We start from the raw sequence: 23,289 nt of genomic DNA on the forward strand, positions 1-23,289 counted from the left end.
TCAGGCCTTGGGGATGTCGAACAGGTTGGCGATGTTGGCGGCGAGGCCCAGGTCGCCCTTGGCCTTCAGCTTGCCGGTCATGAACATCATGACCGGGTTGGCGCCACCGGAGACGATCTTCAGGAACTCGACCGGGCCCATGGTGAGGCTCAGCTTCGGGTCGCGGGTCGCGGACTCGTTGACCGCGCAGGTGCCGTTCTCGATGACGATCTCGTAGGTGTCGGTGCCACCGTCGGGGCGTCCGGTGATGTTCCAGTGGATCACCGCGTTGGTGGAGCCGGCCCGGTCGGCGCGGAACAGCTCCGGCATCCGGCCGAAGACCGCGCTGAGGACCTTGCCGCGCAGGTCGCCCGACATCACCTCGGCGATCTTGTCGTCGGGGGTGGACTTGACCAGCTGCGCGAACTCCTTGGGGCCGACGTTCGCGAAGTTGGCCGGGTCGAAGTCAGTCATTGGGGGATGCACCTCTCGGAGCGGGCCGACTTTGGTTACTCTCGCGTAACCTTACGCACGAGTAGGTATGCTCGCAAGAGTGTCCAGCACACCCACCTTCAAGCGCCTGCCCCGGGCCGTCCGCGAGCAGCAGATGCTCGACGCGGCGGTCAAGGTCTTCTCCCGCCGCGGCTTCCACGCCGCCAGCATGGACGAGATCGCCGAGGACGCTGGGATCTCCAAGCCGATGGTCTACGCGTACCTCGGCACCAAGGAGGAGCTCTTCGTCGCCTGCCTGCACCGCGAGGGCACCCGGATGATGGAGGCGATCGCCGGGGCCGCCGCCTCCGACCTCCCCGCCGACGAGCGGCTCTGGCGCGGCCTGCGCGCCTTCTTCCGCTTCGTCGGCGCGCACCGGGACGGCTGGGCGGTGCTCTACCGGCAGGCCCGCGGCGAGCAGCCCTTCGCCGGGGAGCTGGCCACCATGCGGGGCCGGCTGGTCGAGGTGGTCGCCGGCATGCTGGACCACGCGCTGCGCGCCGAGGGACGCGAGGTGGGCCCGACCGACCTGGAGGTCGTCGCGTACGCCCTGGTCGGCGCGACCGAGTCGCTCGCGGACTGGCTCGCCGACCACACCGAGGCCGACCCGGAGAAGACCGCCACCCGGATGATGAACGTCGCCTGGCTCGGCGCCGCCCAGCTCCTGCACGGCACCACCTGGCACCCACCCACCCCCTGACCGCCCACATCTCCGCCCGGCCGGCCGGGCCGGGTCAGCGGCGGGCGGTGGCGCGGGCGCGGCGGCGGGACCAGCGGGCGACCTCCACCAGGCCGGTAACCGCGATCGACAGGCCGATGCCGACCAGCAGGCCCCTGACCGGGTCGCGCGCGAAGGCCAGGCCGCCGAAGTAGCCGAGCAGCCCGCAGTAGACCGCCCAGCTGCCGCAGGCCAGGGCGTCGTACAGCACAAAGGAGCGCAGCGGATAGCGGACCGCGCCCATGGTCAGGGTGACCGCGGTGCGACCGCCGGGCACGTACCGGGCGGTGGTCAGGATCATCCCGCCGCGCCGGTCGACGGCCCGGCGGGCCCACTCGGAGCCGGCCCGCCGGCGGCTGTCGGCGGGCAGCCGGGCCACCCGGTGAGCGCCGCCGCCCCGGCCGATGCCGTAGGAGACGTGGTCACCGGCGAGCGCGCCGAACGCGGCCACCGCGATGACCGCGACCACGTTGGGCTCGCCGCCCGCCGCGAAGACCGCCGCGGTGATCACCACCGTCTCGCCCGGCACGGCGGGGAAGAACGCGTCGACCGCGGTGACCACGAAGACCACCAGGTACACCCACGGCGACGTGACCGTGTGGTGCAGCAGGTCGAGCACGGACTCCATGCCCCCATGCTCGGGGGCCGGCGGGTGGCGAGGGGCTCCTTCCCGCACATGCGGGACCCCTCGCTCAGCGGATCGTGCCGACCAGGTGCGGGCGGCCGGACCGGGCGTCGTGCAGCGCGAAGTCCCAGCCCGGCGTGGCGTTGAACGCCACCGTCGACGGCAGCCGCACCGGCAGCTTGAACGCCACGTCGACCGTGTAGGCGTCCGGCAGCCGGCTCTCCAGCGCGGCCAGGCAGTGGGCCTTGCTCCACATCCCGTGCGCGATCGGCCGGGGGAAGCCGAACAGCCGCGCGCCCAGCCGGGAGGTGTGGATGGGGTTGTGGTCGCCGGAGACCCGCGCGTAGTCCGTGCCGACCCGGGGGGTGAGCCGCCAGTGCGCGGAGGGGGCCGGCGGGGTCGGCCGGTCACCCCGGTCGCGCCGCTCACCGCCGCCGGCCGTGCGCTCCTTGCCGAGGTACGTCGACACGCCGCGCCACACCTCCTCCCCGTCGACCGACCCGACGAGCACCACGTCGAGCTGCCGGCCCCGGTCGTGCGGGCGCAGGTTCTCCGCGTACGTCCGGAAGTCCAGCCGTTCGCCGGCCTCGACCGGTCGGTGCACGGTGATCCGGTTGGCCACGTGCACCACCCCGGTCAGCGGGATGGGGAACTCCGGCGCGGTCATCAGCCGCAACGCCAGCGGGAAGCCCATGACGTGCGGGTACGTCGCCGGCAGCCGGTCGGCGAGCCGGAAGCCGCAGAGCCGGTCGTAGTCGGCGAGGTGCGCCCGGTCCACGGCGACGCCGGTCACGGTCAGTTCGACCGCCGGCAGCGTGTCGCTCCGCCGGCCGCCCACCCCCGGCAGCGCGCCGAGCAGGGCCCGCCGGTACAGCGCGCCGGCCGCCGGCATCCGGGGCAGCTCGACCAGGGCCCGGCCGACCGGACCGCCGCCCTCCGTGGTCGTCACCTGCCCGGTCGGGGCCGGCGTTCCCCCGTGGGTCAGGTCGAGACCGGAGAGGTCCTGGGTGGCGTGGACGCTCAGGTCGTGCGTGCCGAGCTCCTGGACCGCGTCGGGGGTGACGACGAGGCCGGAGAGGTTCTGGGTGGGGCCGTCGATCAGTTCGTGGACCGACAGGTCCTCGGTCGGGCCGTCCGCCGACCGGTCCTTCCGCCTGGCCATCACGCCCCCAGCAGACTCTGGCCGCAGACCCGGACCACGTTGCCGCTGACCGCGCCGCTCGCCGGCCAGGCCAGCCAGCCGATCGTCTCGGCCACGTCAACCGGCAGGCCGCCCTGGGACATGCTGTTCATCCGCCGGCCCGCCTCGCGGAGCATCAGCGGGATGCGCGCGGTCAGCCGGGTCTCGATGAAACCGGGGGCGACCGCGTTGACGCTGATGCCGCGTTCGCGCAGCGCCGGGGCGAGCGAGTCGACCAGACCGATCACCCCGGCCTTGCTGGTGGCGTAGTTGGTCTGGCCGCGGTTGCCGGCGATGCCCGCGATCGAGGAGACCGAGACGATCCGGCCGCCGGTAGGGATCAGGGCACGCTCCAGCAGCACGTCGTTGATCCGCTCCTGGCTGGAGAGGTTCACGTCGATGACGGAATCCCAGCGGTCGGCGTCCATCCGGCCCAGCGTCCTGTCCCGGGTGATGCCGGCGTTGTGCACCACCACGTCGACCCGGCCGTGCCGGTCGGCGAGGTGCCGGGCGAGGCGGGCCGGGGCGTCCGGGGCGGTCAGGTCGAGCTGGACGGCGGTGCCGCCGATCTCGTTGGCGACCGCGGCCAGCTCGTCCCCGGCGGCCGGGATGTCCAGCGCGACGACCTGGGCGCCGTCCCGGGCGAGCACCCGGGCCAGCGCGGCACCGATGCCCCGGGCCGCGCCGGTCACCAGCACGACCTGCCCGTCCAGCGGCCGGTCCCAGTCGGCCGGCGGCTGGGCGGTGCCGGCGCCGACCCGGATCACCTGGCCCGAGACGTACGCGGAGCGCCCGGAGAGAAGAAACCGGAGGCTCGATTCGAGGCTGGCCAGCGTGCCAGGTGACAGGTCCTGGCCGTCCGGGCCATCACCGGCGGCCTTCGTCACGTACACCAGTTGGGCGGTGACGCCTCGGCCGAACTCCTTGCCGATGCTGCGGGTCAGCCCCTCCAGGGCGCGCTGCGCGGTCGCCTCGCGCGGCGAGCCGCACTCGCCGGGCGGGGTGCCGAGCACGATCACCCGGCCGCTGGGCAGCAGCGCCCGGGCCTGCGGGTGGAAGAAGTCGTAGAGCTGCCGCAGCTCGGTGGAGTCGGTGATGCCGGTGGCGTCGTACACCAGGGCGGCGTAGCGCGCGGTGGCGTCGGTGGCGGCGGCCGGATCGCGCAGCTCGACCCCGGCGATGGTCAGGATCTTGGTGACCGGCTCGGCGAGCCGGCCGTCGGCCGAGGAGCCGAGCAGGACGGGTCCGGGGACGAGCGGGTCGCCCGGCGTGTGCCGGCGCAGTCGAGGCGGGTCGGGCAGCCCGAGGCGCTTGACCAGCGCGCGACCGGCCCCCGATTGGACGAAGCTCGCGTACCTGTCGGTCATGGGCGTAGCCTACTGGCGAGTAGGGTTCGGGCAACAGCTTCGAGGAGGCCGATCGTGCAGAGTGTCCGGCGGGTCGCGGTCATCGGTGGCAACCGCATCCCCTTCGCCCGGTCCAACTCCCGGTACGCGCACGCGTCCAATGCGGACATGCTCGGCGCGGCCCTGGACGGGCTGGTCGCCCGGTTCGGCCTGTCCGGCCAGCGGGTCGGCGAGGTGGTCGCGGGCGCGGTGCTCAAGCATTCGAAGGACTTCAACCTCACCCGCGAGGTGGTGCTCGGCTCCCGGCTCGACCCGCACACCCCCGCGTACGACATCCAGCAGGCCTGCGGCACCGGGCTGGAGGCGGCCATCCTGGTCGCCAACAAGATCGCCCTCGGGCAGATCGAGGTGGGCATCGCCGGTGGCGTGGACACCACCTCGGACGCACCGCTCGCCGTCAACGAGGACCTGCGCCGCACGCTGCTGCAGCTCAACTCCGCCCGTACCCTCGGCGAGCGGCTGAAGGTCGCCGCGAAGCTCCGCCCGCACCAGCCGTTCAAGCCGGAGATCCCGCGCAACGCCGAACCGCGTACCGGACTGTCGATGGGGGAGCACGCCGCCCGGACGGCGCTGCGCTGGAACGTCGACCGGCAGGCCCAGGACGAGCTGGCGGTCCGCTCGCACCAGCGGCTCGCCGCCGCGTACGACAAGGGTTTCTTCGACGACCTGATGACCCCCTACCTGGGGCTGACCCGGGACCAGAACCTCCGCCCCGACACCAGCCTGGAGAAGCTCGGCTCGCTCAAGCCGGTCTTCGGCCACCGCGGCCCGGACGCCGAGCGGGCCACCATGACCGCGGGCAACTCGTCGCCGCTCACCGACGGCGCCTCGACCGTGCTGCTGGCGTCGGAGGAGTGGGCGCGGGAGCACAGCCTGCCGGTGCTGGCCTGGTTCAGCTGGTCCGAGACCGCGGCGGTCGATTTCGTGCACGGCGACGAGGGGCTGCTGATGGCCCCCGCGTACGCGGTGCCCCGGATGCTGGCCCGGGCCGGGCTGACCCTCCAGGACTTCGACTACTACGAGATCCACGAGGCGTTCGCCTCGCAGGTGCTGGCCACCCTGGCCGCCTGGGAGTCGGCGGAGTTCTGCAAGGAACGGCTGGGCCTGGACGCGCCGCTCGGATCGATCGACCGGGACAAGCTCAACGTCAACGGCTCCTCGCTGGCCGCCGGGCACCCGTTCGCCGCCACCGGCGGCCGGATCGTCGCCACCCTGGCCAAGCTGCTCGCCGAGAAGGGGAGCGGGCGGGGCCTGATCTCGATCTGCGCCGCGGGCGGCCAGGGCGTGACGGCGATCCTGGAGCGCTGACCGGTCAATCGGCCGGACCGGAGCGGACCTGCGCCGTATGGGCAACCCAAACAGTGCCCTCCTCCGTCACCTGGGCATGAGGCGAGCGACAGGCCCCGGATCGTGAACCGGGCCGACGAGGACGAGTACCGGCAGTTCGTCGCCGCCCGGCTGGAGCCGCTGCGCCGCACCGCGTACCTGCTCTGCCGGGACTGGCACACCGCCGACGACCTGGTCTCCATCACCATCGGCAAGCTCTACCGGCACTGGCGGCGGGTCCGCGCCGCGGAGAACGTCGACGCGTACGTCCGGGGTGTGCTGACCCACGCCTGGCTGGACGAGCGGCGTCGCCCCTGGCGGCGCGAGCGGAGCACCGACGAGGTGCCCGAGCAGGCCGACCTGGTCATGCCGGAGCCGTCGCTGGCCGACCGGGAGATGCTGCTGGACCTGCTCGGCCAGCTGCCTCCGCGCCGCCGGGCGGTGATCGTGCTGCGCTTCTACTGCGACCTGTCGGTCGAGGAGACCGCCGGCATCCTCGGCATCAGCACCGGCACCGTGAAGAGCCAGGCCGCCCGCGGGCTGGCGGCCCTGCGCCTGCTGATGACCGGCGCCCAGTCGGCAAGGGGGGAGCTGTCATGACGTACCAGCAGCTTTTCGACGACGTGATCGGCGAGTCCCCGGTTTCCACGGTGGACGTGGAGCGGGTGATCGGCCGGCAGCGCCGGGCCCGCCGGCTGCGGATCGGCGCCGGAACCACCGCGGTCGCCGCGGCGGTGGTCGCGGTGGTGCTCGGCACGACCACCCTGGTGGGCAAGCCGCACGCCCAGACCACCACGCCGACGCCGGCCGTCACCACCGTCCCGGGCACCAACCACGACCTGGACCGGATCGACGCTGCCGTCGTCGCCGCCCTGCTGCGCGCGGAGCCGCGACTGACCTGGGCGGCGAAGGGTGGCCCCGCCAGTACGACGCCGAACTGGGAGTCGCGGCCCGGCGGCTTGCTGCCCAACGCGACCGCGTCCTCGGGCTACCGCGGTGAGGGCGGTCTCCGGATCGGCGGCACGGACCTGTTCGTCAGGGTGCAGATCGAGCGCGATGGCGCGGCCGCCTGGGAGAACGAGGGCCGCCGTCCCTGCTCGACCGCCGCCGTGGAGTGCGGGGAGCGGACCGGCCCGCACGGGGAGAAGATCAAATTCGAGCGGGGAGTCTGGGAGCAGAAGGCCCCGTCGGCGTTGCGCGACCGGGTCCCGAGTCGCTACGGGGGCGGGCAGGTCGTGGCCCTGCGCCGGAACGGGTCGCTGGTCATAACGAGCGCGATGACGACGGGGGAGGATTCCCGGCTTCCGCTCAGCGTCGAGCAGCTCACCGCGGTAACCCTCGCTCCGGCGATCGCTCTCGCCCCCGCGCCCACTCCGTCCCTGACTCCCCGCTCGACCGTCACCACCGTCGCCGGCACCCAGCAGGACGCCACCCGGCTCGACGAGGCGGTGACGGCCGCGTTCCGACGGCAGGCGGCCGGGTTTACCTGGACGACCAAGTGGGGCGGGAAGGACAGCCCCACGCCGCTCGTGTCCGAACCGAAGGGGCGGCTCAGCATGAACGCACCGACCTTGTCCGCCCCGTTCCGGGTGGGCGGCCGAGCCGGAGGAATCACTCTGCGTCTCGTGCGCGATGGCAGGGCTGCCTGGGAGAGCGCAGTACCCTGCCCCACCGCCGGCCTGGCCGGCCGCAACTGCAGCGTCACCGATGGACCGGACGGCGAGAAGATCCGGGCCCGGCAGCTGCTGGGAGACTTCGGTCGGCCGGGTGACCTGCACCGGCCCGTTCTGAACAATAATCTCCAGGTCGAGGTGCTGCGCCCGGATGGCACCCTCGTGGACCTGTCCCTGGCTCAGGACAAGCCTGCGTTGTCCCTGGCTCAGCTGATCGACGTTGCCCTTGACCCCGCCCTGGCCCTGGCACCTCCGCCACCCCCGGGGGTCGGCACCGGGCAGAACGTCGGTACGCCCGCTCTGCACCACAATGGAGCGGAACTGACCGCCGCCACCGCCGCGTTGGACGGGGTGGCGTCCGACGGGACGATCTTCCTCACGCTCGACGGTGGCGCGTATGACCGACTGGGCACCAGCTACGTGTCCTACGCGTTCCTGGTGCAGGGGGCCGGGGCGGCTGGTGACGGTGAGATCCTCGTCCAGCGCCGGATGGGCGTCACGGTGAGCTGCGACACGGTACGGTCGCTGTCCGCCGACCGCCATGAACGGCATCCCCACGACGGTGAGTGCACGGAGTCGACCCGCCCGGACGGCAACCGGGTCGTCTCCATCGTGTCCCGCTCGTCCGGGACGGTCATGTACGACGTGTTCGTGCAGCGACCGGACCGGGGCACGGTCGAGGTGCTGCTCGACAACCGGCCGAACACCGGAGCGACCACGGACATGCCGGATGGAGACGAGCTGAACCATGTCTGGCCGAAGGGCGCGAAGGGCGGGGCAAGCCCCCCGCTGACCCTGGAGCAGGTGACCAAGCTGGCCGGACATCCGGACCTGGTCAACATGCTGCCCTGACCGGCGTCGGCGTTGCCCGGGGCCGGCCCACCGCCGACCCCGGCAACGCCGACTTGGTCCTTCGCTGCCGCGACCCAGGCTGAACCCGTCGTGCCAACCAAGAAACTGCGAAGACAGGTCGGCCGCACCGGCAGGCGAGCCCACCGGGCCGCTGGCGGTGACCCTGCCCTGAGGAGGACGGCGCGTACGGGAGAATGGCGCCGTGACGACGATCCCGAACGTGCTCGCCAACCGTTACGCCTCGCCCGAGCTTGTCGCCCTCTGGTCACCGGAGGAGAAGGTACGGATGGAGCGCCGGCTCTGGCTGGCCGTGCTCCGCGCCCAGCGGGACCTGGGCGTGCCGGTGCCGGACGGGGTGGTCGAGGCGTACGAGCGGGTGGTCGACGACGTCGACCTGGCCTCGATCGCGGAGCGCGAGCGGGTAACCCGGCACGACGTGAAGGCCCGGATCGAGGAGTTCAGCGCGCTCGCCGGGCACGAGCACGTGCACAAGGGGATGACCTCCCGCGACCTCACCGAGAACGTCGAGCAGCTCCAGATCCGCGCCTCGCTGGAGCTGATCCGGGACCGGGTGGTGGCCACCCTGGTCCGGCTCGCCTGGCACGCGCACGAGTACTCCGGCCTGGTGATGACCGGCCGGTCGCACAACGTCGCGGCGCAGGCCACGACGCTGGGCAAGCGCTTCGCGTCGGCGGCGGAGGAGCTGCTGATCGCGTACGAGCGGCTGGAGGACCTGATCGGCCGGTACCCGCTGCGCGGGATCAAGGGTCCGGTCGGCACCGCCGCGGACCAGCTCGACCTCTTCGACGGCGACGCCGGCAAGGTGGCCGAGCTGGAGCGCCGGGTGGCCGAGCACCTCGGGTTCAGCCGGGTGCTGGACAGCGTCGGCCAGGTCTACCCCCGGTCGCTGGACTTCGACGTGCTCTCCGCGCTGGCCCAGGTGGCCGCCGCGCCGTCGTCGCTGGCCACCACGATCCGGCTGATGGTCGGCCAGGAGCTGGTCACCGAGGGCTTCAAGCCGGGTCAGGTCGGCTCCAGCGCGATGCCGCACAAGATGAACACCCGCTCCTCCGAGCGGGTGAACGGCTTCGCGGTGATCATCCGGGGTTACCTGTCGATGGTCGGTGAGCTGGCCGGCGACCAGTGGAACGAGGGGGATGTCTCCTGCTCGGTGGTCCGCCGGGTCGCCCTGCCGGACGCGTTCTTCGCCGCCGACGGGCTCTTCCAGACCTTCCTCACCGTGCTGGACGAGTTCGGGCCGTACCCGGCGGTGATCAACCGGGAGCTGGAGCGCTTCCTGCCGTTCCTGGCCACCACCAAGATCCTGGTCGCGGCGGTCCGCCGGGGCGTCGGCCGGGAGGTGGCGCACGAGGTGATCAAGGAGCACGCGGTCGCCGTCGCCCTCGCCATGCGGGAGAAGGGCGCGCCCGAAAACGACCTCTTCGACCGACTGGCGGCCGACGGTCGCCTGGGCCTCACCCGCGCCGAGATCGACGCCCTGGTCGCCGACCACAACGCGTTCGTCGGGGCCGCCGCCGCCCAGGTGGACCGGATCACCGCCCGCATCGCCGACGTGGTCGCCGCCCACCCCGAAGCCGCCGCCTACTCCCCACCCCCCATCCTCTGACCCCCTCCGGCCCCCGGGAGCCGGTGTCGACCATGAAGTTGTTGCCGCGACACGCCGACGGCGGCGGCAACAACCTCATGATCAACTCACGTGGGCAGGGTTCGGTCAGGAGTCGCGGGTGGGGGTTTCGGCGGCGGAGGAGAGGTTGGGGGCGCTCGCCGGTTCGGCGATGCCGCCGGGGGCCGAGACGATCTCCGGCTCGTGGGCGGATTCCGCGGCCACCACGGGCTGGTCGGCCGGCATGACGTCCGGCATCTTGGGTACGACGATCACCGCCGTGCCGTACGCGCAGATCTCCATCCACATCTCGCCGCAGTCCCGGCTGTCGAAGCGCATGCCGATCACCGCGTTCGCGCCGAGCCGCTCGGCCTCCTCACCGAGCCGGGCCACCGAGTCGGTACGCCAGCGGGTGAGGTTGTCCGGCGCCATCGGGTCGTAGGCGCCACCACGCAGGTTCTTGACCCCCTCGCGGTACGGGTTCCGGGTCCTGGCCATCGAGGAAACCACTTCGCCGAGGATCTGGCGGATCTCGTAGCCGGGCAGTTGATCCGTCGTCACGACCAGCACGTTTCCGATGCTGTCAGCCGGAGAGCGGACCGTTCGTGAGGCTTGTTCACCTGATCGGATGCTGCAAAACCACCCGCCGGGGTCGGCCGGGCCGTGTCGGGCCGGTACGACGGGAACTGTCGGAGATCGGCCAGTGGGGCGGTCGCCGGTCGCGGCGGTGGCGAGTGTCCGAGAAAGCATGATCCACCCCGAAAGTGGCCGGAGCCGACACCGCGGGACATGACTCGCCGGATGGCGCCCGGCCCGGTCCGGCTCGGCACCCTCCGCCGGGATCTCCCCGGCGGGCCCGCCGGTATGGAGGTCCGCCGATGCGCTCCGCCGGTTGTGGGGTGTGCGACATGCGGTAGCGGGACGACTGCCGATGTAACGATTTGGCCACCTGTCGGGGCGCGAATCGCCTGGTACGGGCAGGTTTCGCGGCCGACCGGACGGCGTGCCGGCCCGCTCCCCGCCGGTTATGTTGATCAGTGTCTGGACCGCGCCCGGCCGGTGCGGCCGGGGCGGTATCTGCCAGGTAGGCTGGCTGCGCTCGCCCGTTGTGGGTCGGCACCCAACTGCGTACACAGTCAGGAGTGCCCAGTGCCTCGCGTCGTCGTCGACGTCATGCTCAAGCCCGAGATCCTCGATCCCCAGGGCCAGGCCGTCGCAAACGCGCTGCCCCGGCTCGGCGTCAGCGACGTCGCCTCGGTCCGGATCGGCAGGCGGATCGAGATCGAGTTCACCGGTGAACCGGACCTGGACCGGGCCCGGGAGATCGCCGACAAGCTGCTCGCCAACCCGGTCATCGAGGACTTCACCGTCCGCCTGGTCGAGGCCGACGAGACCGTGGACGCGCGCCAGTGACCGCCCGGGTCGGTGTGGTGACGTTCCCCGGCTCGCTCGACGACGGGGACGCGGCCCGTGCCGTCCGGATCGCCGGCGCCGAGCCGGTGCGCCTCTGGCACGGCGACCCGGAGCTGCACGGGGTGGACGCGGTCGTCCTCCCCGGCGGCTTCTCCTACGGTGACTACCTGCGCTGCGGCGCCATCGCCCGGTTCGCCCCGGTGATGGAGACGATCGTGGACGCGGCCCGGGGCGGCCTGCCGGTGCTCGGCATCTGCAACGGCTTCCAGATCCTCTGCGAGGCGCACCTGCTCCCCGGCGCGCTCACCCGCAACCAGCACCTGCACTTCCGCAACCGGGACCAGATCCTGCGGATCGAGTCCGCCGGCACCGCCTGGACGAACACGTTCCAGCCGGGCCAGGAGGTGCTGATCCCGGTCAAGAACGGCGAGGGCTGCTACGTCGCCGACACCGCGACGCTGGACCAGCTCGAGGCCGAGGGCCGGGTCGTCGCCCGCTACCTCGGCGGCAACCCCAACGGTTCGCAGCGCGACATCGCCGCGATCACCAACCAGGCCGGCAACGTGGTCGGCATCATGCCGCATCCCGAGCACGCGGTGGAGGCGCTCACCGGCCCCTCCCTGGACGGTCTCGGCTTCTTCACCTCGGTGCTCAAGCACCTGGTGGGGGCGCCGGCGTGACCGTACGCGGGATCATCGGTCGGCTCACCCGCCGGTACGGCGGCGAGCGCAGCGAGGAGACGTCATGACCACCCATCCGGACCCGGCCGTACGGGAGACACCGGGCGCCTACCCGGCGGCCCCGGCGGAGCCGCGTGCGGCCGCCGTGCTGCCGCAGGCCGGCCCGGCCGACGCCGTCCGCACCGCCGACCCGGCCCCGGCCGGCAACTGGGCGCTCGGCGTGGACACCGTGCCCCGGGCCTCCGGCACCCCGGAGGAGCTCCAGCCGTACGCCGAGCTGGGCCTCCGGGACGACGAGTACGACCGGATCCGGCACATCCTCGGCCGCCGGCCCACGCAGGCCGAGCTCGCCATGTACTCGATCATGTGGAGCGAGCACTGCTCCTACAAGTCCAGCAAGGTGCACCTGCGCCAGTTCGGCGAGAAGGCTCCGCCGAGTGACCGGCTGCTCGCCGGCATCGGTGAGAACGCCGGCGTGGTCCAGGTCTCCGACGAGCTGGCCGTGACCTTCAAGGTCGAGTCGCACAACCACCCGAGCTTCGTCGAGCCGTACCAGGGCGCGGCGACCGGCGTCGGCGGCATCGTCCGGGACATCCTCGCCATGGGCGCCCGCCCGGTCGCGGTGATGGACCCGCTGCGCTTCGGTGCGGCCGACCACCCGGACACCGCCCGGGTGCTGCCCGGCGTGGTCGCCGGCATCGGCGGCTACGGCAACTGCCTCGGCCTGCCGAACATCGGCGGCGAGGTCGTCTTCGACCCCTGCTACCAGGGCAACCCGCTGGTCAACGCGCTCTGCCTCGGCGTGCTGCCGGTCAACCGGCTGCAGAAGAAGGACGCCGCCGGCCCCGGCAACGTCGTGGTGCTGATGGGCGCCAAGACCGGCCGGGACGGCATCGGCGGCGTGTCGGTGCTGGCGAGCGCCACCTTCGACGAGGGCAGCGAGCAGCGCCGCCCGTCGGTCCAGGTGGGCGACCCGTTCACCGAGAAGCTGCTGATCGAGGCCTGCCTGGAGCTGTACGACGCCGAGCTGGTCGTCGGCATCCAGGACCTCGGCGGAGCCGGGCTGACCTGCGCGCTCACCGAGACCGCCGCGTCGGCCGGCACCGGCATGCGGGTCTTGCTGGAGCGGGTGCCGCTGCGCGAGCCCTCGATGGAGCCGCACGAGATCCTGGCCAGCGAGTCGCAGGAGCGGATGCTGCTGGTCGTCACGCCGGAGAAGCTGGAGGCGGTGCTCAAGACCGCCGACAAGTGGGGCGTGCTCGCCACCGCCATCGGTGAGGTCACCCCGCCGGCGCCGGACGGCCAGCCGGGTCGGCTGCTGATCACCTGGCGCGACCAGATCGTGGTCGACGTCCCGCCGGGTTCGCTGGTCGACGACGGGCCGGTCTACGCCCGCCCGATGCGCGAGCCGGCGGACCTGATCCTGCTCCAGGCGGACCGGGCCGAGACGCTGCCCCGGCCGAGCAACCCGGAGGCGCTGCGGGAGACCGTGCTGCGCATGATCGCGTCGCCGAACCTGGCCGACAAGACCTGGGTCACCGAGCAGTACGACCGGTACGTGCTGGGCAACACCGTGCTGGCCCAGCCGGAGGACTCCGGCGTGATCCGGATCGACGAGCGGACCGGCCTCGGCGTCGCCCTCTCCGTCGACGGCAACGGCCGGTACGCGCGTCTCGACCCGTACCACGGCACCAAGCTGGCGCTCGCCGAGGCGTACCGGAACGTGGCGGTGACCGGCGCGAAGCCGATCGCCGTGACGAACTGCCTCAACTTCGGCTCCCCGGAGGACCCGGGGGTGATGTGGCAGTTCGCCGAGGCCGTCCGCGGCCTGGCGGACGGCTGCCTGGAGCTGGGCATCCCGGTGACCGGCGGCAACGTCAGCTTCTACAACCAGACCGGCGCGGCGGCCATCCACCCGACCCCGGTGGTCGGCGTGCTGGGCGTGCTGGACAACGTCGCGGACCGGGTGCCGATGGGCTTCGTGCCGCGGCCGGCCGGCGACCACGACCAGCTCTTCCTGCTCGGTGAGACGCACGTGGAGCTCTCCGGGTCGGAGTGGGCCTGGGTGACCCACGAGCACCTGGGCGGCATCCCGCCGCAGGTCGACCTGGCCCGTGAGCGGCAGCTCGCCGAGCTGCTGGCCGAGGCGGCCCGGGTGGGGCACGTCAGCTCCGCGCACGACCTCTCCGACGGCGGTCTGGCCCAGAGCCTGGTCGAGTCCTGCCTGCGGCGGGGCGTCGGCGCCCGGATCGCGGTGCCGGAGCACTTCACCGGCGGTTCGATGCCGTTCGTCTACCTGTTCAGCGAGTCCGCCGGGCGCGTCCTGGTGTCGGTGCCGCGCGGGCACGAAAAGGCGTTCACCGGCCTCTGCGCCGAGCGCGGGGTGCCGTGGGAGTTCATCGGGGTCACCGACCCGGCCGGCGGCGCCCTCGAGGTGCACGGCCAGTTCCGGATCGGCCTCGACGAGCTGCGTGCGGCGCACACCGAGACCCTGCCCCGGCTCTTCGGCGGCCAGGAGGCGGCTCAGGTGGAGGTGGAGGCGGCCCGGACCGGGACGACCACCGTCCTTCCGGCCACCGCCGAGCAGCCGGTGGACGTGGCGCCGGCCCGCACCGGGGACGGGTCCGCCGAGCCGGCGGCCGAGGTGACCGACGCCGTCGGTGCCAGCTCGGTCGAGCCGCTGGACCAGCCCACCGAGGGCACGGTGACCACGGCCGAGGCCGCCGCCGACGAGACGGCGACCGACGGCGGTCCCGCCGCGACCGAGCCGGCCGGCACCGGCCCGGAAGGGTCCACGACGGCTTCCTCCGGTGACCCGGACCAGCCCGCCGCGCCCGATCAGCGCTGACGCGTTGGCCGCGGCCGTCTACGCGCAGCCCGGTTCCGGCGCCCGGTTCGACTGGGGGCTGACCGGGGCGGCCGAACTCGGCCGGGTGTGTGCCGCCCTGGTGGTGGTGGACGTCCTCTCGTTCACCACCGCCGTGGAGGTGGCGGTCGGCCGCGGCATGCGGGTGTACCCGTTCCCCTGGGGGGAGCAGGCGGCCGAGTACGCCCGCCGGGTCGGTGCCGTCGCGGCCGTCGGCCGCCGGCGGATGACCCCGGAACATCCGTGGTCGCTGTCGCCGGCCGCGCTGCGCACCGCGCCGGCCGTCGCCGATCTGGTGCTGCCCTCGCCGAACGGCTCGGCGATCAGCGCCGCCGCCAGCGCCACCGGAGTGCCGGTGGTCGCGGCGTGCCTGCGCAACGCGCGCGCCGTCGGGCGATGGCTGCGCGCGCAGGGGTACGGCTCGACCGACGCCCCCGTCGGCGTGGTCGCCGCCGGCGAACGCTGGCCGGACGGCTCGCTGCGCCCCTCGGTGGAGGACCAGCTCGGGGCGGCCAGCGTGCTGGACGCCCTCGCCGGCGTGCCGGGCGGGCTCTCGGTGGAGGCGGCGATGGCGCTGGCCGCGCTGGCCAGCACGCCGGACGTCCCGGCGGCGGTCCGGGGCTGCGTCTCCGGCCGGGAACTCGTCGAGGGCGGCTTCGCCGCCGACGTGGAGGTCGCGGTCCAGATCGACGTCTCGGATGTCGTGCCGGTGCTGCGCCAGGACTTCTTCGCCGCCGCCTGACGGCGGGTCCGTTCCCTGATCCTGCCCGACCGGTCTGCCGTCCTCCGGTCCTGCCTGACGACGGCCTGCCGTCCCTGGTCCCGCCTGACCCCGGTCCCGCCCTGACTGCGGTCCGCCGTCCCTGGTCCTGCCTGACCCCGGCCCGCCCTCGCCGGGCCGGGGAACGGACTGGTCGCTACGAACCTGATGACGTGAATGACTCGGGCCGCGTCAGGAGGACGGCCGCGGCACGCCGGGTCAATCAGCGTGGCCCGGGCCGACAGGTGTGGATCTCGATCCGTTCACGACATCAGGTTCGTAGCGGCCCGGAGGCACCCCGGATCCACCGCTCCGCCGGGGTCGGCCGGACCGGACAACGATGGCCGTCCGGGGAGTCCCGGACGGCCATCGTCGAGATGAGCGGGGCGGTCACGCCCCGGACCAGTCAGTCGTCGAGCCAGTCCAGCCGACGTCCGCCGCGCTCCTGCGGGGCGTCCGGGCGACCCCGACCGGCCTGCGCCGGGTCGGCGTAGTAGCCGCCCTGGTCGTAGCCACCGTTACGCTGCTGCGGCGGGGGCTGCTCCTGGCCGTAGCCGCCCTGCTGGCCGTACCCGCCCTGCTGGGGCTGGCCGTACCCGTCGCCGCCGTAGCCGCCGCGCTGGTCGTAGCCGTCGTAGCCCTGCTGCTGTCCACTGTCGTAGCCGCCACCGGCCGGGGCGCTGTCGTATCCGCCACCGGCCGGGGCGCTGTCGTAGCCGCCACCGGCGGGCGCGCTGTCGTAGCCGCCACCGGCGGGGGCGTTGCCGTATCCGCCACCGGCCGGGGCGCTGTCGTAGCCGCCGGCCGGCGCGCCGTACCCGGCACCGGCGCCGGCGCCGTAGCCGTTGGTCGGCTCGGGCCCGCGGCCGTACTGGCCCGGGTCCGGCTGGCCGTAGCCCCGCCCCTGGTCCGCCGGGGGCTGGTAGGTGCTGGTCGGGTACGGGTCGGCCGGCGGGGCGTACGACTGCGTGCCGTCACCCGCGTAGCGGCCGGTCGGCTCGTCGTAGCGCTCGCCGTAGCCGCCGCCCTGGGCGGGCTCGCCGTAGCCACCGGCGCCCTGGGCCGGCGGGTAGCCCGCCGCCCCGGCGCCGTAGTCCCGGCTGCCGTAGCCGCCACCGGAGGACGGCGAGTTGCCGTAGCCGCCACCCGAGGAGGGGGCGTTGCCGTAGCCGTTGGCGGCGCCGTAGCCGCCCTGACCGGGCGCCTCCTCGCCGTAGCCGTTGCCGGCCCAGCCCGGCTGCCCACCCGGGCCGTACGAGGGCGGCGGAGCGCCGTACGGGTCCGGCGGGACGTCGTCGACGATCGGTCGGTGCATCATCGTCGGCGCGTCGCTGAGCGAGGCGCCGCCGACCATGGTCGGGGCCGGACCGGCGCCCATCCCGTTCACCACCCGGGTCTGGTCGTCCGCGCCGCGGTAGCCGCCCCGGGCGCCCGGCACGGCGCCGGCGCCGGCGACGGGACCCGGACCGCCCGGGCCGTCCCCGTCGACGTCGTCGCCGTCGTTCTTGCGCCGCATGTAGAGCAGCACGATGGTGCCGACGCCCACCGCCACGAAGAGGCCACCGAGCAGGATCAGCAGCCAGGAGGTGCCGGAGTCCTGGTCGGCGGCGGCCTGCTGCTGGCCGGCGGTGGCATCGGCGGCAGGCTCGTCGGTGGCGGCGTCGTCCGTCGCCTCGTCCGTCGGCACGGCCTCCTCGCTCGCCGAGGGGCTGGCGCTCGGGCTCACCTCGACCTTGATCGGTAGGGAGATCCGCTGGCCGGTCAAGCTCTGCCCGGCGGTCGCGCTGATCGACTTGGTGGCCTGGATCGTGTCCTTCATCGCGCCCAGCTCAATCCGACCCGGCGAGATCGGGTTGGTCGCGGAGCCGGTGAACCGGTAGTTGCCGCTGCCGTCGGTGGTGGCGGTCTGGCGGTGCTGCTGCGAGTCGAGCAGCATCACCGTGGCGTTCGGCACGGCTTCGCCGTTGGCGCTGGCGACCACCTTGCCGGAGATCACCTTGACGGTCTGGATCTCCTGCTTCGCGGGTCCCTTGACCGTGACGTCCCGCTCCGCGCTCCCGGTCTCGCCACCGACGGCCGCCGTGATCTGGACCTTGCCGGACTTCGTCTCGCCGGCGGCGACGTTGCCCGCCACCAGCGTGACGCTGTAGCTCTTGGAGTCGCCGCGGTTGATCTCTTCGGTGAAGTCGCAGCGGCCGCTGCAGGAGAGCTCCCCGAACGACGTGGTGATCTTCACCGTGACGGAATCGGAGTTGTCCGGTGGCAGCTTGACGTTGTTGTTCGTCACCCGGAAGGACAGCGTCGCGCTCTGACCGCTGGTGATGGTGCCCGAGGAGAGGTTGGTGATCTGCACTGCGGGCGCGGCCGCGAGGGCTGGTGTGGCGGGGACGGCGAGCAGCGCGCCGGCAACCAGCGCTACGACCACACCGGCCCGATGCTTCCAGGCACGTCGGTGTGTTGACACGTCCACCGCCTTCCGGTCTGACTTCCCTGGCCGGCGGGCGCCGGGCCGGGGATCATCACGGTACGAATACGCCGTCGGCAACTATGCCTTGTCGGACGGGATAAGCGCGACCCAGGGCCGGCGTCGCGGCTGCCGATCCCGGGTCGTATCGTCCCGTCGTGTCCTCTCCGCACATTAAGTCCGCCGCGGTGGTTGCGGCATTGACGGCGCTGGACGAGGGGCGTACGCCCGAACGGCCGGTGTACCGGGAAGCGGTCCGTACTCTCTTGACCGTCCTCGCGGAGCGCGCCCCCGGCCGATCGGTGGAGGTGCGTGTCCCACCCTACGGTGCCGTCCAGTGCGTGGCCGGCCCGCGACACACCCGCGGTACGCCACCGAATGTGGTCGAGATGGACCCGGCCACCTGGCTCGCGCTGGCCACCGGCCGTCTCGGATGGTCGGAGGCGGTCACCGAGGGTCGCGTACGCACCAGCGGAATCCGGGCGGACCTTTCCGGCCACCTTCCCCTCTAGCTGGGCGGATGTCCCGCTCCAGTCACGATATGAAGGCGAATCGTGACTATCAGTATCAACTCTGATTCGCGTACACTGTCAGGCGACGACGGTCCCGGCCGACCGTGCGGAGCTGCCCCCCGACTCCGCCCAGGCCAGTCCAGAGCAGCATGAGGGAGCGGCACGTGCCCCGAGGCGATGGCCGGCTGAGCCACGACCTTGACCCCCAGCGACCCGGCCCGCAGGACGCCTGTGGCGTCTTCGGCGTCTGGGCGCCGGGCGAGGAGGTCGCCAACCTCACCTACTTCGGGCTCTACGCCCTCCAGCACCGTGGCCAGGAGGCGGCCGGCATCGCGGTGAGCGACGGGTCGGGCGTGGTGGTCTACAAGGACCTCGGGCTGGTGGCCCAGGTCTTCGACGAGCCGACCCTGGCCAGCCTGCGCGGCCACCTCGCGATCGGCCACGCGCGTTACTCCACCACCGGCGGCTCGACCTGGGAGAACGCCCAGCCGACCATCCGCTCGACCACCTCCGGCACGACCATCGCGCTGGCCCACAACGGCAACCTGGTCAACACCGCCGAGCTGCAGCGCGAGGTGGCCGACCGCGGGCTCCGCGCCGACGGTTCGACCAACGACACCTCGCTGGTCACCATGTTGCTGGCCAGCCGGCCGGATCTCTCGGTCGAGGCGGCCGCCCTGGAGGTGCTGCCGCAGCTGCGCGGCGCGTTCAGCTTCGTCTTCATGGACGAGTCGACGCTCTACGCGGCCCGCGACCCGCACGGCGTGCGTCCCCTGGTGCTCGGCCGGCTGGAGCGCGGCTGGGTGGTGGCCAGCGAGACCGCCGCGCTGGACATCGTCGGCGCCAGCGTGGTCCGTGAGGTCGAGCCGGGTGAGCTGATCGCGATCGACGAGGACGGGCTGCGCTCGACCCGGTTCGCCGCGCCGGAGCCCAAGGGCTGCCTCTTCGAGTACGTCTACATCGCCCGCCCGGACGCCACCATCGCCGGCCGCAACGTGCACGCCGCGCGGGTGCAGATCGGCCGCCAGCTGGCCAAGGAGCACCCGGTCGAGGCCGACCTGGTGATCCCGGTGCCGGAGTCCGGCACGCCGGCCGCGATCGGGTACGCCGAGGAGTCGGGCATCACCTACGGCGCCGGCCTGATGAAGAACCCGTACGTCGGGCGCACCTTCATCCAGCCGTCGCAGACCCTGCGCCAGCTCGGCATCCGGCTGAAGCTGAACCCGCTGCGGGAGAACGTCCGGGGCAAGCGGCTGGTGGTGGTGGACGACTCGATCGTCCGCGGCAACACCCAGCGGGCCATCGTCCGGATGCTGCGCGAGGCCGGGGCGCTGGAGGTGCACGTCCGGATCTCCTCGCCGCCGGTCAACTGGCCCTGTTTCTACGGCATCGACTTCGCCACCCGGGCCGAGCTGCTCGCCAACGGACTGGACAACGAAGGCATCCGGCGTTCGATCGGCGCCGACACGCTGGGCTACGTCTCGCTCCCCGGCCTCATCGCCGCGACCGAGCAGCCGAAGACCCGGCTCTGCCGGGCGTGCTTCGACGGGGAATACCCGATCGAGCTGCCGGCCGGAAACCTGATCGGCAAGCACGTGCTCGAAGGAGTCGGCCGCCGGGTCGCCGCCGAGGCGTCCGCCGCCGGCGGGCACACCACCCCTCCGCTCGTCGCCACTCCGGGCGGCGTTGCCACCCACCGCCCATAGCACCACCCGACGCGGAACCCGGCTACCGCAACGCCGGCCCCGCGAGAACCACAAAGGGGAGAACCGTGACGCACGTGTCCGAGCGCAGCGGCGCAGGAAGCAGCCCGACGGGCGCCGGCGGCGACCGCCAGCCCTGGACGGCCGGCACCAGCCGCTCGCCGCGCAAACGCTCGGTCTCGTACGCCGACGCCGGGGTGTCGATCGAGGCGGGTGACCGCGCGGTCGAGCTGCTGAAGTCCAAGGTCAAGCAGACCCGTCGCCCGGAGGTCATGGGCGACCTGGGCGGCTTCGCCGGCCTGTTCCGGCTGGACACGAAGAAGTACAAGAACCCGATCCTGGCCTCCTCCACCGACGGGGTCGGCACCAAGCTGGTCATCGCCCAGCAGCTCGACATCCACGACACGGTCGGCATCGACCTGGTCGCGATGGTCGTCGACGACCTGGTGGCCTGCGGCGCCGAGCCGCTCTTCCTGCTGGACTACATCGCCACCGGCGAGGTCGTGCCGGACAAGGTCGCCGAGATCGGCGCCGGCATCGCCGACGGCTGCCGGTACGCGGGCTGCGCGCTGCTCGGCGGGGAGACCGCCGAGCACCCCGGCGTGCTGCGCCCCGACGAGTACGACATCTCCGCCACCGGCGTCGGCGTGGTCGAGGAGAGCGAGATCCTCAGCCCGGAGCGGGTCGAGGTGGGCGACGTGGTGATCGCCATGCGCTCCTCGGGTCTGCACTCCAACGGCTACTCCCTCGTCCGGCACGTGCTGCTCGGCGCGGGCCGGATGCGGCTGGACGTGGTGATCGACGACTTCGGCCGGCAGCGGACCCTCGGCGAGGAGCTGCTCACCCCGACCAAGATCTACGCGCAGGACTGCCTCAAGCTGATCGCCGAGGCCGAGGTGCGGGTGCTCGCGCACGTCACCGGCGGCGGCATCCCGGGCAACCTGGTCCGCGTCCTGCCCGAGCACGTCGACGCGGTGGTGAACCGCTCCACCTGGAAGCCGCAGCCGATCTTCGACCTGATCCAGTCCAAGGGCCGGATCGAGGACCCGGAGATGGAGGCGACGTTCAACATGGGCGTCGGCATGTTCGCGATCGTCTCGGCCGAGGACGCCGACCGCGCGCTGGCCACCCTGACCGGCCGGGGCGTGGACGCCTGGCAGGCCGGCGAGATCATCGAGGGCTCGGGCAACGTGCAGATGATCGGGCAGCACACCCGGGGCTGATCACGCTCTGGTGATCATCCGGGCACCTGATCGGGGGTTCACCCGAGTGGCCACCGCCGCCTAGCCTGAAGGGCACTTCGGGCTAGACGGGGGAGGGTTGATGGCTGCTCGTACGCACACGGGGATGCGTGGCATCGCCGCGGTCCCCTCGTACGTGGTGATGCAGCCGACGACTCTCTGCAACCTGGACTGCGTCTACTGCTACCTGCCGATGCGGGCGGCGGACCGGCGGATGCCGGTGGCGGTCGCCGAGGCGGTGGCGGCGTCGGTCAACCCGTGGGCGGCCGCGGGCCGCTTCTCGGTGGTCTGGCACGGCGGGGAGCCGTTGGCGGCCGGTAGGGAGCATCTGGCGGCGCTGCTGGCGCCGTTCGGGCCGGAGGTGGAGCACCACGTCCAGACCAACGCCACGCTGATCGACGACGCCTGGTGCGCGTTCTTCGCCGAGCACGGTGTCCGGGTGAGCGTCAGCGTGGACGGGCCGCGGGAGCGCAACGCCGAGCGGGTCACCCGGGGCGGCCGGCCGGCGTACGACCGGATCCTGGCCGGGGTGGCGGCGCTGCGCCGCCACGGCGTGGCCTTCTCGGCGCTCGCGGTGGTCTCCCGGCCCGGCCCCGGGCTCGCCACCGAGCTGTACGACTACTTCCTCGACCTCGGCTGCGACGTGCTCGGCGTCAACATCGAGGAGACCGAGGGGGTCAACACGCGGACGAACGCCCGGGACGCCGGCGCGGTCACGGCGTTCTGGGCTGAGCTGGTCGCGGCCTGGCGCCGGGATCCCCGGATCCACCTGCGGGAGGTGGAGTGGTCGCTCCGGTACGCCGGAGCGGTCCTGGCCGGCACGGCGGACGAGCTGCTGCCGCGGAGCCTGGACCCGATCCCCACCGTCGCCCACGACGGCTCGGTGGTGGTGCTCTCCCCGGAGCTGGCCGGCTTCACCGATCCCCGCTACGGCGACTTCAGCAGCGGCAACGTGCTGGCCACGCCGCTGGTCGAGATCCTGGCCGCCGCCGGCCGGACGCCCTGGGTGGGCGAGTTCCTCGCCGGGGTGGAGGCGTGCCGGTCGTCCTGCCCCTACTTCGGGTTCTGCGGGGGCGGTCACGCCGCCAACCGCTACTTCGAGCTGGGGCGTTTCGACGGTACGGAGACCGAGCACTGCCGCAACAGCAAGATCCGCCTACTGGAGGGAGTGTTGGAGCATGCCAGAGACCACGAGTCGCCGGCAGCCTGAGGGCGTCGGGGGAGCCGACCCGGATCCGGTCGGCGACCGGGTGCGGGAAGCCGCCGCTGGGCTGACCGCACTGCTCCACGAGGCCGAGGCCGCGCGTCGGCTGCGGGCGGAGGTGGCGGGCGGCGATGGTGCCAGCGCGGTCTGCGCGTGGAACCACTTCGAGAACATCCCGACGTTCTACAACTGGAACAACCGGCCCCGCTGAGGGGCGTCCGAGATCAGGGACCCGCCGATCAGCCGGAGAGCTCCGGCATGGCGAGGTCCCTGATCGTCGGTTACGCCGCTTTGATGGGCACATGCGTGAGCACGCGGGGAGTTACCGCGTGCTCAGCTGCGTCCGGAGGTCAGCGGGTCGGACGAACCCAGGTGTCCGGGTCCTCGTCCGCGTGATCCTCATCATCGTCGTCGACATACTCTTTGTAGTCGTCGTCGAAGTGCTGCTCAGACTTCCCACCAGCACCCGCCAGTTCGCGCTGCAAGGCGGTGAGGTCGGTGTTCGGGGAGTGGTACTTCAACTCCCGGGCCACCTTCGTCTGCTTGGCCTTAGCACGGCCGCGCCCCATGG

General features: G+C 72.8%; 21 protein-coding genes. 14 read left to right on the forward strand and 7 right to left on the reverse strand.

Going from position 1 to position 23,289, the window contains the following annotated elements; genetic code table 11:
* Positions 1–453 carry an SCP2 sterol-binding domain-containing protein gene (locus tag EV384_RS04905; protein ID WP_130330532.1) on the reverse strand — a complete coding sequence of 151 codons (453 nt, stop codon included), beginning with the start codon at positions 451–453 and terminating at the stop codon, positions 1–3.
* A gap of 79 nt (positions 454–532) precedes the next feature.
* Between EV384_RS04905 and EV384_RS04910 the strand changes: the two genes are divergently transcribed.
* Entirely contained in the window at positions 533–1,171 is a 639-nt protein-coding gene (locus EV384_RS04910; RefSeq protein ID WP_207232237.1) for a TetR/AcrR family transcriptional regulator, read from the forward strand.
* A gap of 34 nt (positions 1,172–1,205) precedes the next feature.
* On the opposite strand, the gene EV384_RS04915 is transcribed toward EV384_RS04910, so the two are convergent.
* The 3 genes from EV384_RS04915 to EV384_RS04925 all read right to left on the reverse strand — a co-directional run bounded on the left by EV384_RS04915 (position 1,206) and on the right by EV384_RS04925 (position 4,361).
* Entirely contained in the window at positions 1,206–1,817 is a 612-nt protein-coding gene (locus EV384_RS04915; RefSeq protein ID WP_130330536.1) for a DedA family protein, read from the reverse strand.
* A gap of 64 nt (positions 1,818–1,881) precedes the next feature.
* Positions 1,882–2,976 carry a MaoC/PaaZ C-terminal domain-containing protein gene (locus tag EV384_RS04920; RefSeq protein WP_130340249.1) on the reverse strand — a complete coding sequence of 365 codons (1,095 nt, stop codon included), beginning with the start codon at positions 2,974–2,976 and terminating at the stop codon, positions 1,882–1,884.
* Complete coding sequence (locus EV384_RS04925; protein WP_130330538.1) at positions 2,976–4,361, reverse strand: 3-oxoacyl-ACP reductase; 1,386 nt, start codon at positions 4,359–4,361, stop codon at positions 2,976–2,978. The genes EV384_RS04920 and EV384_RS04925 overlap by 1 nt, the downstream gene beginning before the upstream one ends.
* A 54-nt stretch (positions 4,362–4,415) precedes the next feature.
* On the opposite strand from EV384_RS04925, the gene EV384_RS04930 reads away from it, so the two are divergent.
* The 4 genes from EV384_RS04930 to purB all read left to right on the forward strand — a co-directional run bounded on the left by EV384_RS04930 (position 4,416) and on the right by purB (position 9,878).
* Positions 4,416–5,708 carry an acetyl-CoA C-acetyltransferase gene (locus tag EV384_RS04930; protein WP_130330540.1) on the forward strand — a complete coding sequence of 431 codons (1,293 nt, stop codon included), beginning with the start codon at positions 4,416–4,418 and terminating at the stop codon, positions 5,706–5,708.
* 102 nt (positions 5,709–5,810) lie between these two features.
* The gene (locus tag EV384_RS04935; RefSeq protein ID WP_130330542.1) at positions 5,811–6,326 is read left to right on the forward strand and encodes a SigE family RNA polymerase sigma factor; all 516 of its coding nucleotides are present in this window, start codon (positions 5,811–5,813) and stop codon (positions 6,324–6,326) included.
* The gene (locus tag EV384_RS04940; RefSeq protein ID WP_130330544.1) at positions 6,323–8,251 is read left to right on the forward strand and encodes a hypothetical protein; all 1,929 of its coding nucleotides are present in this window, start codon (positions 6,323–6,325) and stop codon (positions 8,249–8,251) included. The genes EV384_RS04935 and EV384_RS04940 overlap by 4 nt, the downstream gene beginning before the upstream one ends.
* A gap of 202 nt (positions 8,252–8,453) precedes the next feature.
* Entirely contained in the window at positions 8,454–9,878 is a 1,425-nt protein-coding gene (gene purB, locus EV384_RS04945) for an adenylosuccinate lyase (RefSeq protein WP_130330546.1), read from the forward strand.
* 105 nt (positions 9,879–9,983) lie between these two features.
* Here purB and EV384_RS04950 read toward each other — a convergent pair whose 3' ends face one another.
* The gene (locus tag EV384_RS04950) at positions 9,984–10,445 is read right to left on the reverse strand and encodes a YbjQ family protein (RefSeq protein ID WP_207232238.1); all 462 of its coding nucleotides are present in this window, start codon (positions 10,443–10,445) and stop codon (positions 9,984–9,986) included.
* Between the two features lie 579 nt (positions 10,446–11,024).
* On the opposite strand from EV384_RS04950, the gene purS reads away from it, so the two are divergent.
* The 4 genes from purS (at position 11,025) to EV384_RS04970 (ending at position 15,576) form a co-directional block, all read left to right on the forward strand.
* Positions 11,025–11,288: a phosphoribosylformylglycinamidine synthase subunit PurS gene (gene purS, locus EV384_RS04955; protein WP_130330550.1), complete on the forward strand. Its 264-nt coding sequence runs from the start codon at positions 11,025–11,027 to the stop codon at positions 11,286–11,288.
* Complete coding sequence (purQ, locus tag EV384_RS04960) at positions 11,285–11,968, forward strand: phosphoribosylformylglycinamidine synthase subunit PurQ (RefSeq protein WP_130330552.1); 684 nt, start codon at positions 11,285–11,287, stop codon at positions 11,966–11,968. The genes purS and purQ overlap by 4 nt, the downstream gene beginning before the upstream one ends.
* 64 nt (positions 11,969–12,032) lie before the next feature.
* Positions 12,033–14,816 (forward strand): phosphoribosylformylglycinamidine synthase subunit PurL, encoded by a 2,784-nt coding sequence (gene purL / locus EV384_RS04965; RefSeq protein ID WP_242623945.1) that lies wholly within the window; start codon positions 12,033–12,035, stop codon positions 14,814–14,816.
* Positions 14,817–14,820: 4 nt separating this feature from the next.
* Entirely contained in the window at positions 14,821–15,576 is a 756-nt protein-coding gene (locus EV384_RS04970; RefSeq protein ID WP_130340251.1) for a 2-phosphosulfolactate phosphatase, read from the forward strand.
* 424 nt (positions 15,577–16,000) lie between these two features.
* Here EV384_RS04970 and EV384_RS04975 read toward each other — a convergent pair whose 3' ends face one another.
* A complete protein-coding gene (locus tag EV384_RS04975) occupies positions 16,001–18,058 on the reverse strand; it encodes a carboxypeptidase regulatory-like domain-containing protein (RefSeq protein WP_130330554.1) in 2,058 nt (685 codons plus the stop codon).
* Positions 18,059–18,246: 188 nt separating this feature from the next.
* On the opposite strand from EV384_RS04975, the gene EV384_RS04980 reads away from it, so the two are divergent.
* From EV384_RS04980 to amcA, 5 genes are all read left to right on the forward strand, one after another.
* Complete coding sequence (locus EV384_RS04980) at positions 18,247–18,570, forward strand: sterol carrier family protein (RefSeq protein WP_423202944.1); 324 nt, start codon at positions 18,247–18,249, stop codon at positions 18,568–18,570.
* Between the two features lie 164 nt (positions 18,571–18,734).
* A complete protein-coding gene (gene purF / locus EV384_RS04985) occupies positions 18,735–20,276 on the forward strand; it encodes an amidophosphoribosyltransferase (RefSeq protein ID WP_130330558.1) in 1,542 nt (513 codons plus the stop codon).
* A gap of 65 nt (positions 20,277–20,341) precedes the next feature.
* Positions 20,342–21,496: a phosphoribosylformylglycinamidine cyclo-ligase gene (purM, locus tag EV384_RS04990; RefSeq protein WP_130330560.1), complete on the forward strand. Its 1,155-nt coding sequence runs from the start codon at positions 20,342–20,344 to the stop codon at positions 21,494–21,496.
* A 124-nt stretch (positions 21,497–21,620) separates the two neighbouring features.
* Positions 21,621–22,724, forward strand: a complete 1,104-nt coding sequence (amcB, locus tag EV384_RS04995) for a cyclophane-forming radical SAM peptide maturase AmcB (RefSeq protein ID WP_242623946.1) — start codon at positions 21,621–21,623, stop codon at positions 22,722–22,724.
* On the forward strand, positions 22,693–22,929 hold the full coding sequence (gene amcA / locus EV384_RS05000; protein ID WP_130330564.1) for a multiple cyclophane-containing RiPP AmcA: 237 nt from the start codon (positions 22,693–22,695) through the stop codon (positions 22,927–22,929). Before amcB ends, amcA begins: the two co-directional genes overlap by 32 nt.
* A 139-nt stretch (positions 22,930–23,068) precedes the next feature.
* Here amcA and EV384_RS05005 read toward each other — a convergent pair whose 3' ends face one another.
* A complete protein-coding gene (locus EV384_RS05005) occupies positions 23,069–23,287 on the reverse strand; it encodes a DUF3073 domain-containing protein (RefSeq protein WP_130330566.1) in 219 nt (72 codons plus the stop codon).
* Positions 23,288–23,289: the final 2 nt, after the last annotated feature.

The organism is Micromonospora kangleipakensis (assembly GCF_004217615.1).
GTDB classification, from domain to species: Bacteria; Actinomycetota; Actinomycetes; order Mycobacteriales; family Micromonosporaceae; genus Micromonospora; species Micromonospora kangleipakensis.

Coding starts and splice junctions, on each gene's coding strand:
- EV384_RS04905 (WP_130330532.1), bottom strand. CDS start 453: ATGACTGACTTCGACCCGGCCAACTTCGCGAACGTCGGCCCCAAGGAG.
- EV384_RS04940 (WP_130330544.1), top strand. CDS start 6,323: ATGACGTACCAGCAGCTTTTCGACGACGTGATCGGCGAGTCCCCGGTT.
- EV384_RS04915 (WP_130330536.1), bottom strand. CDS start 1,817: ATGGAGTCCGTGCTCGACCTGCTGCACCACACGGTCACGTCGCCGTGG.
- EV384_RS05005 (WP_130330566.1), bottom strand. CDS start 23,287: ATGGGGCGCGGCCGTGCTAAGGCCAAGCAGACGAAGGTGGCCCGGGAG.
- purL (WP_242623945.1), top strand. CDS start 12,033: ATGACCACCCATCCGGACCCGGCCGTACGGGAGACACCGGGCGCCTAC.
- EV384_RS04925 (WP_130330538.1), bottom strand. CDS start 4,361: ATGACCGACAGGTACGCGAGCTTCGTCCAATCGGGGGCCGGTCGCGCG.
- amcB (WP_242623946.1), top strand. CDS start 21,621: ATGCGTGGCATCGCCGCGGTCCCCTCGTACGTGGTGATGCAGCCGACG.
- EV384_RS04920 (WP_130340249.1), bottom strand. CDS start 2,976: ATGGCCAGGCGGAAGGACCGGTCGGCGGACGGCCCGACCGAGGACCTG.
- amcA (WP_130330564.1), top strand. CDS start 22,693: ATGCCAGAGACCACGAGTCGCCGGCAGCCTGAGGGCGTCGGGGGAGCC.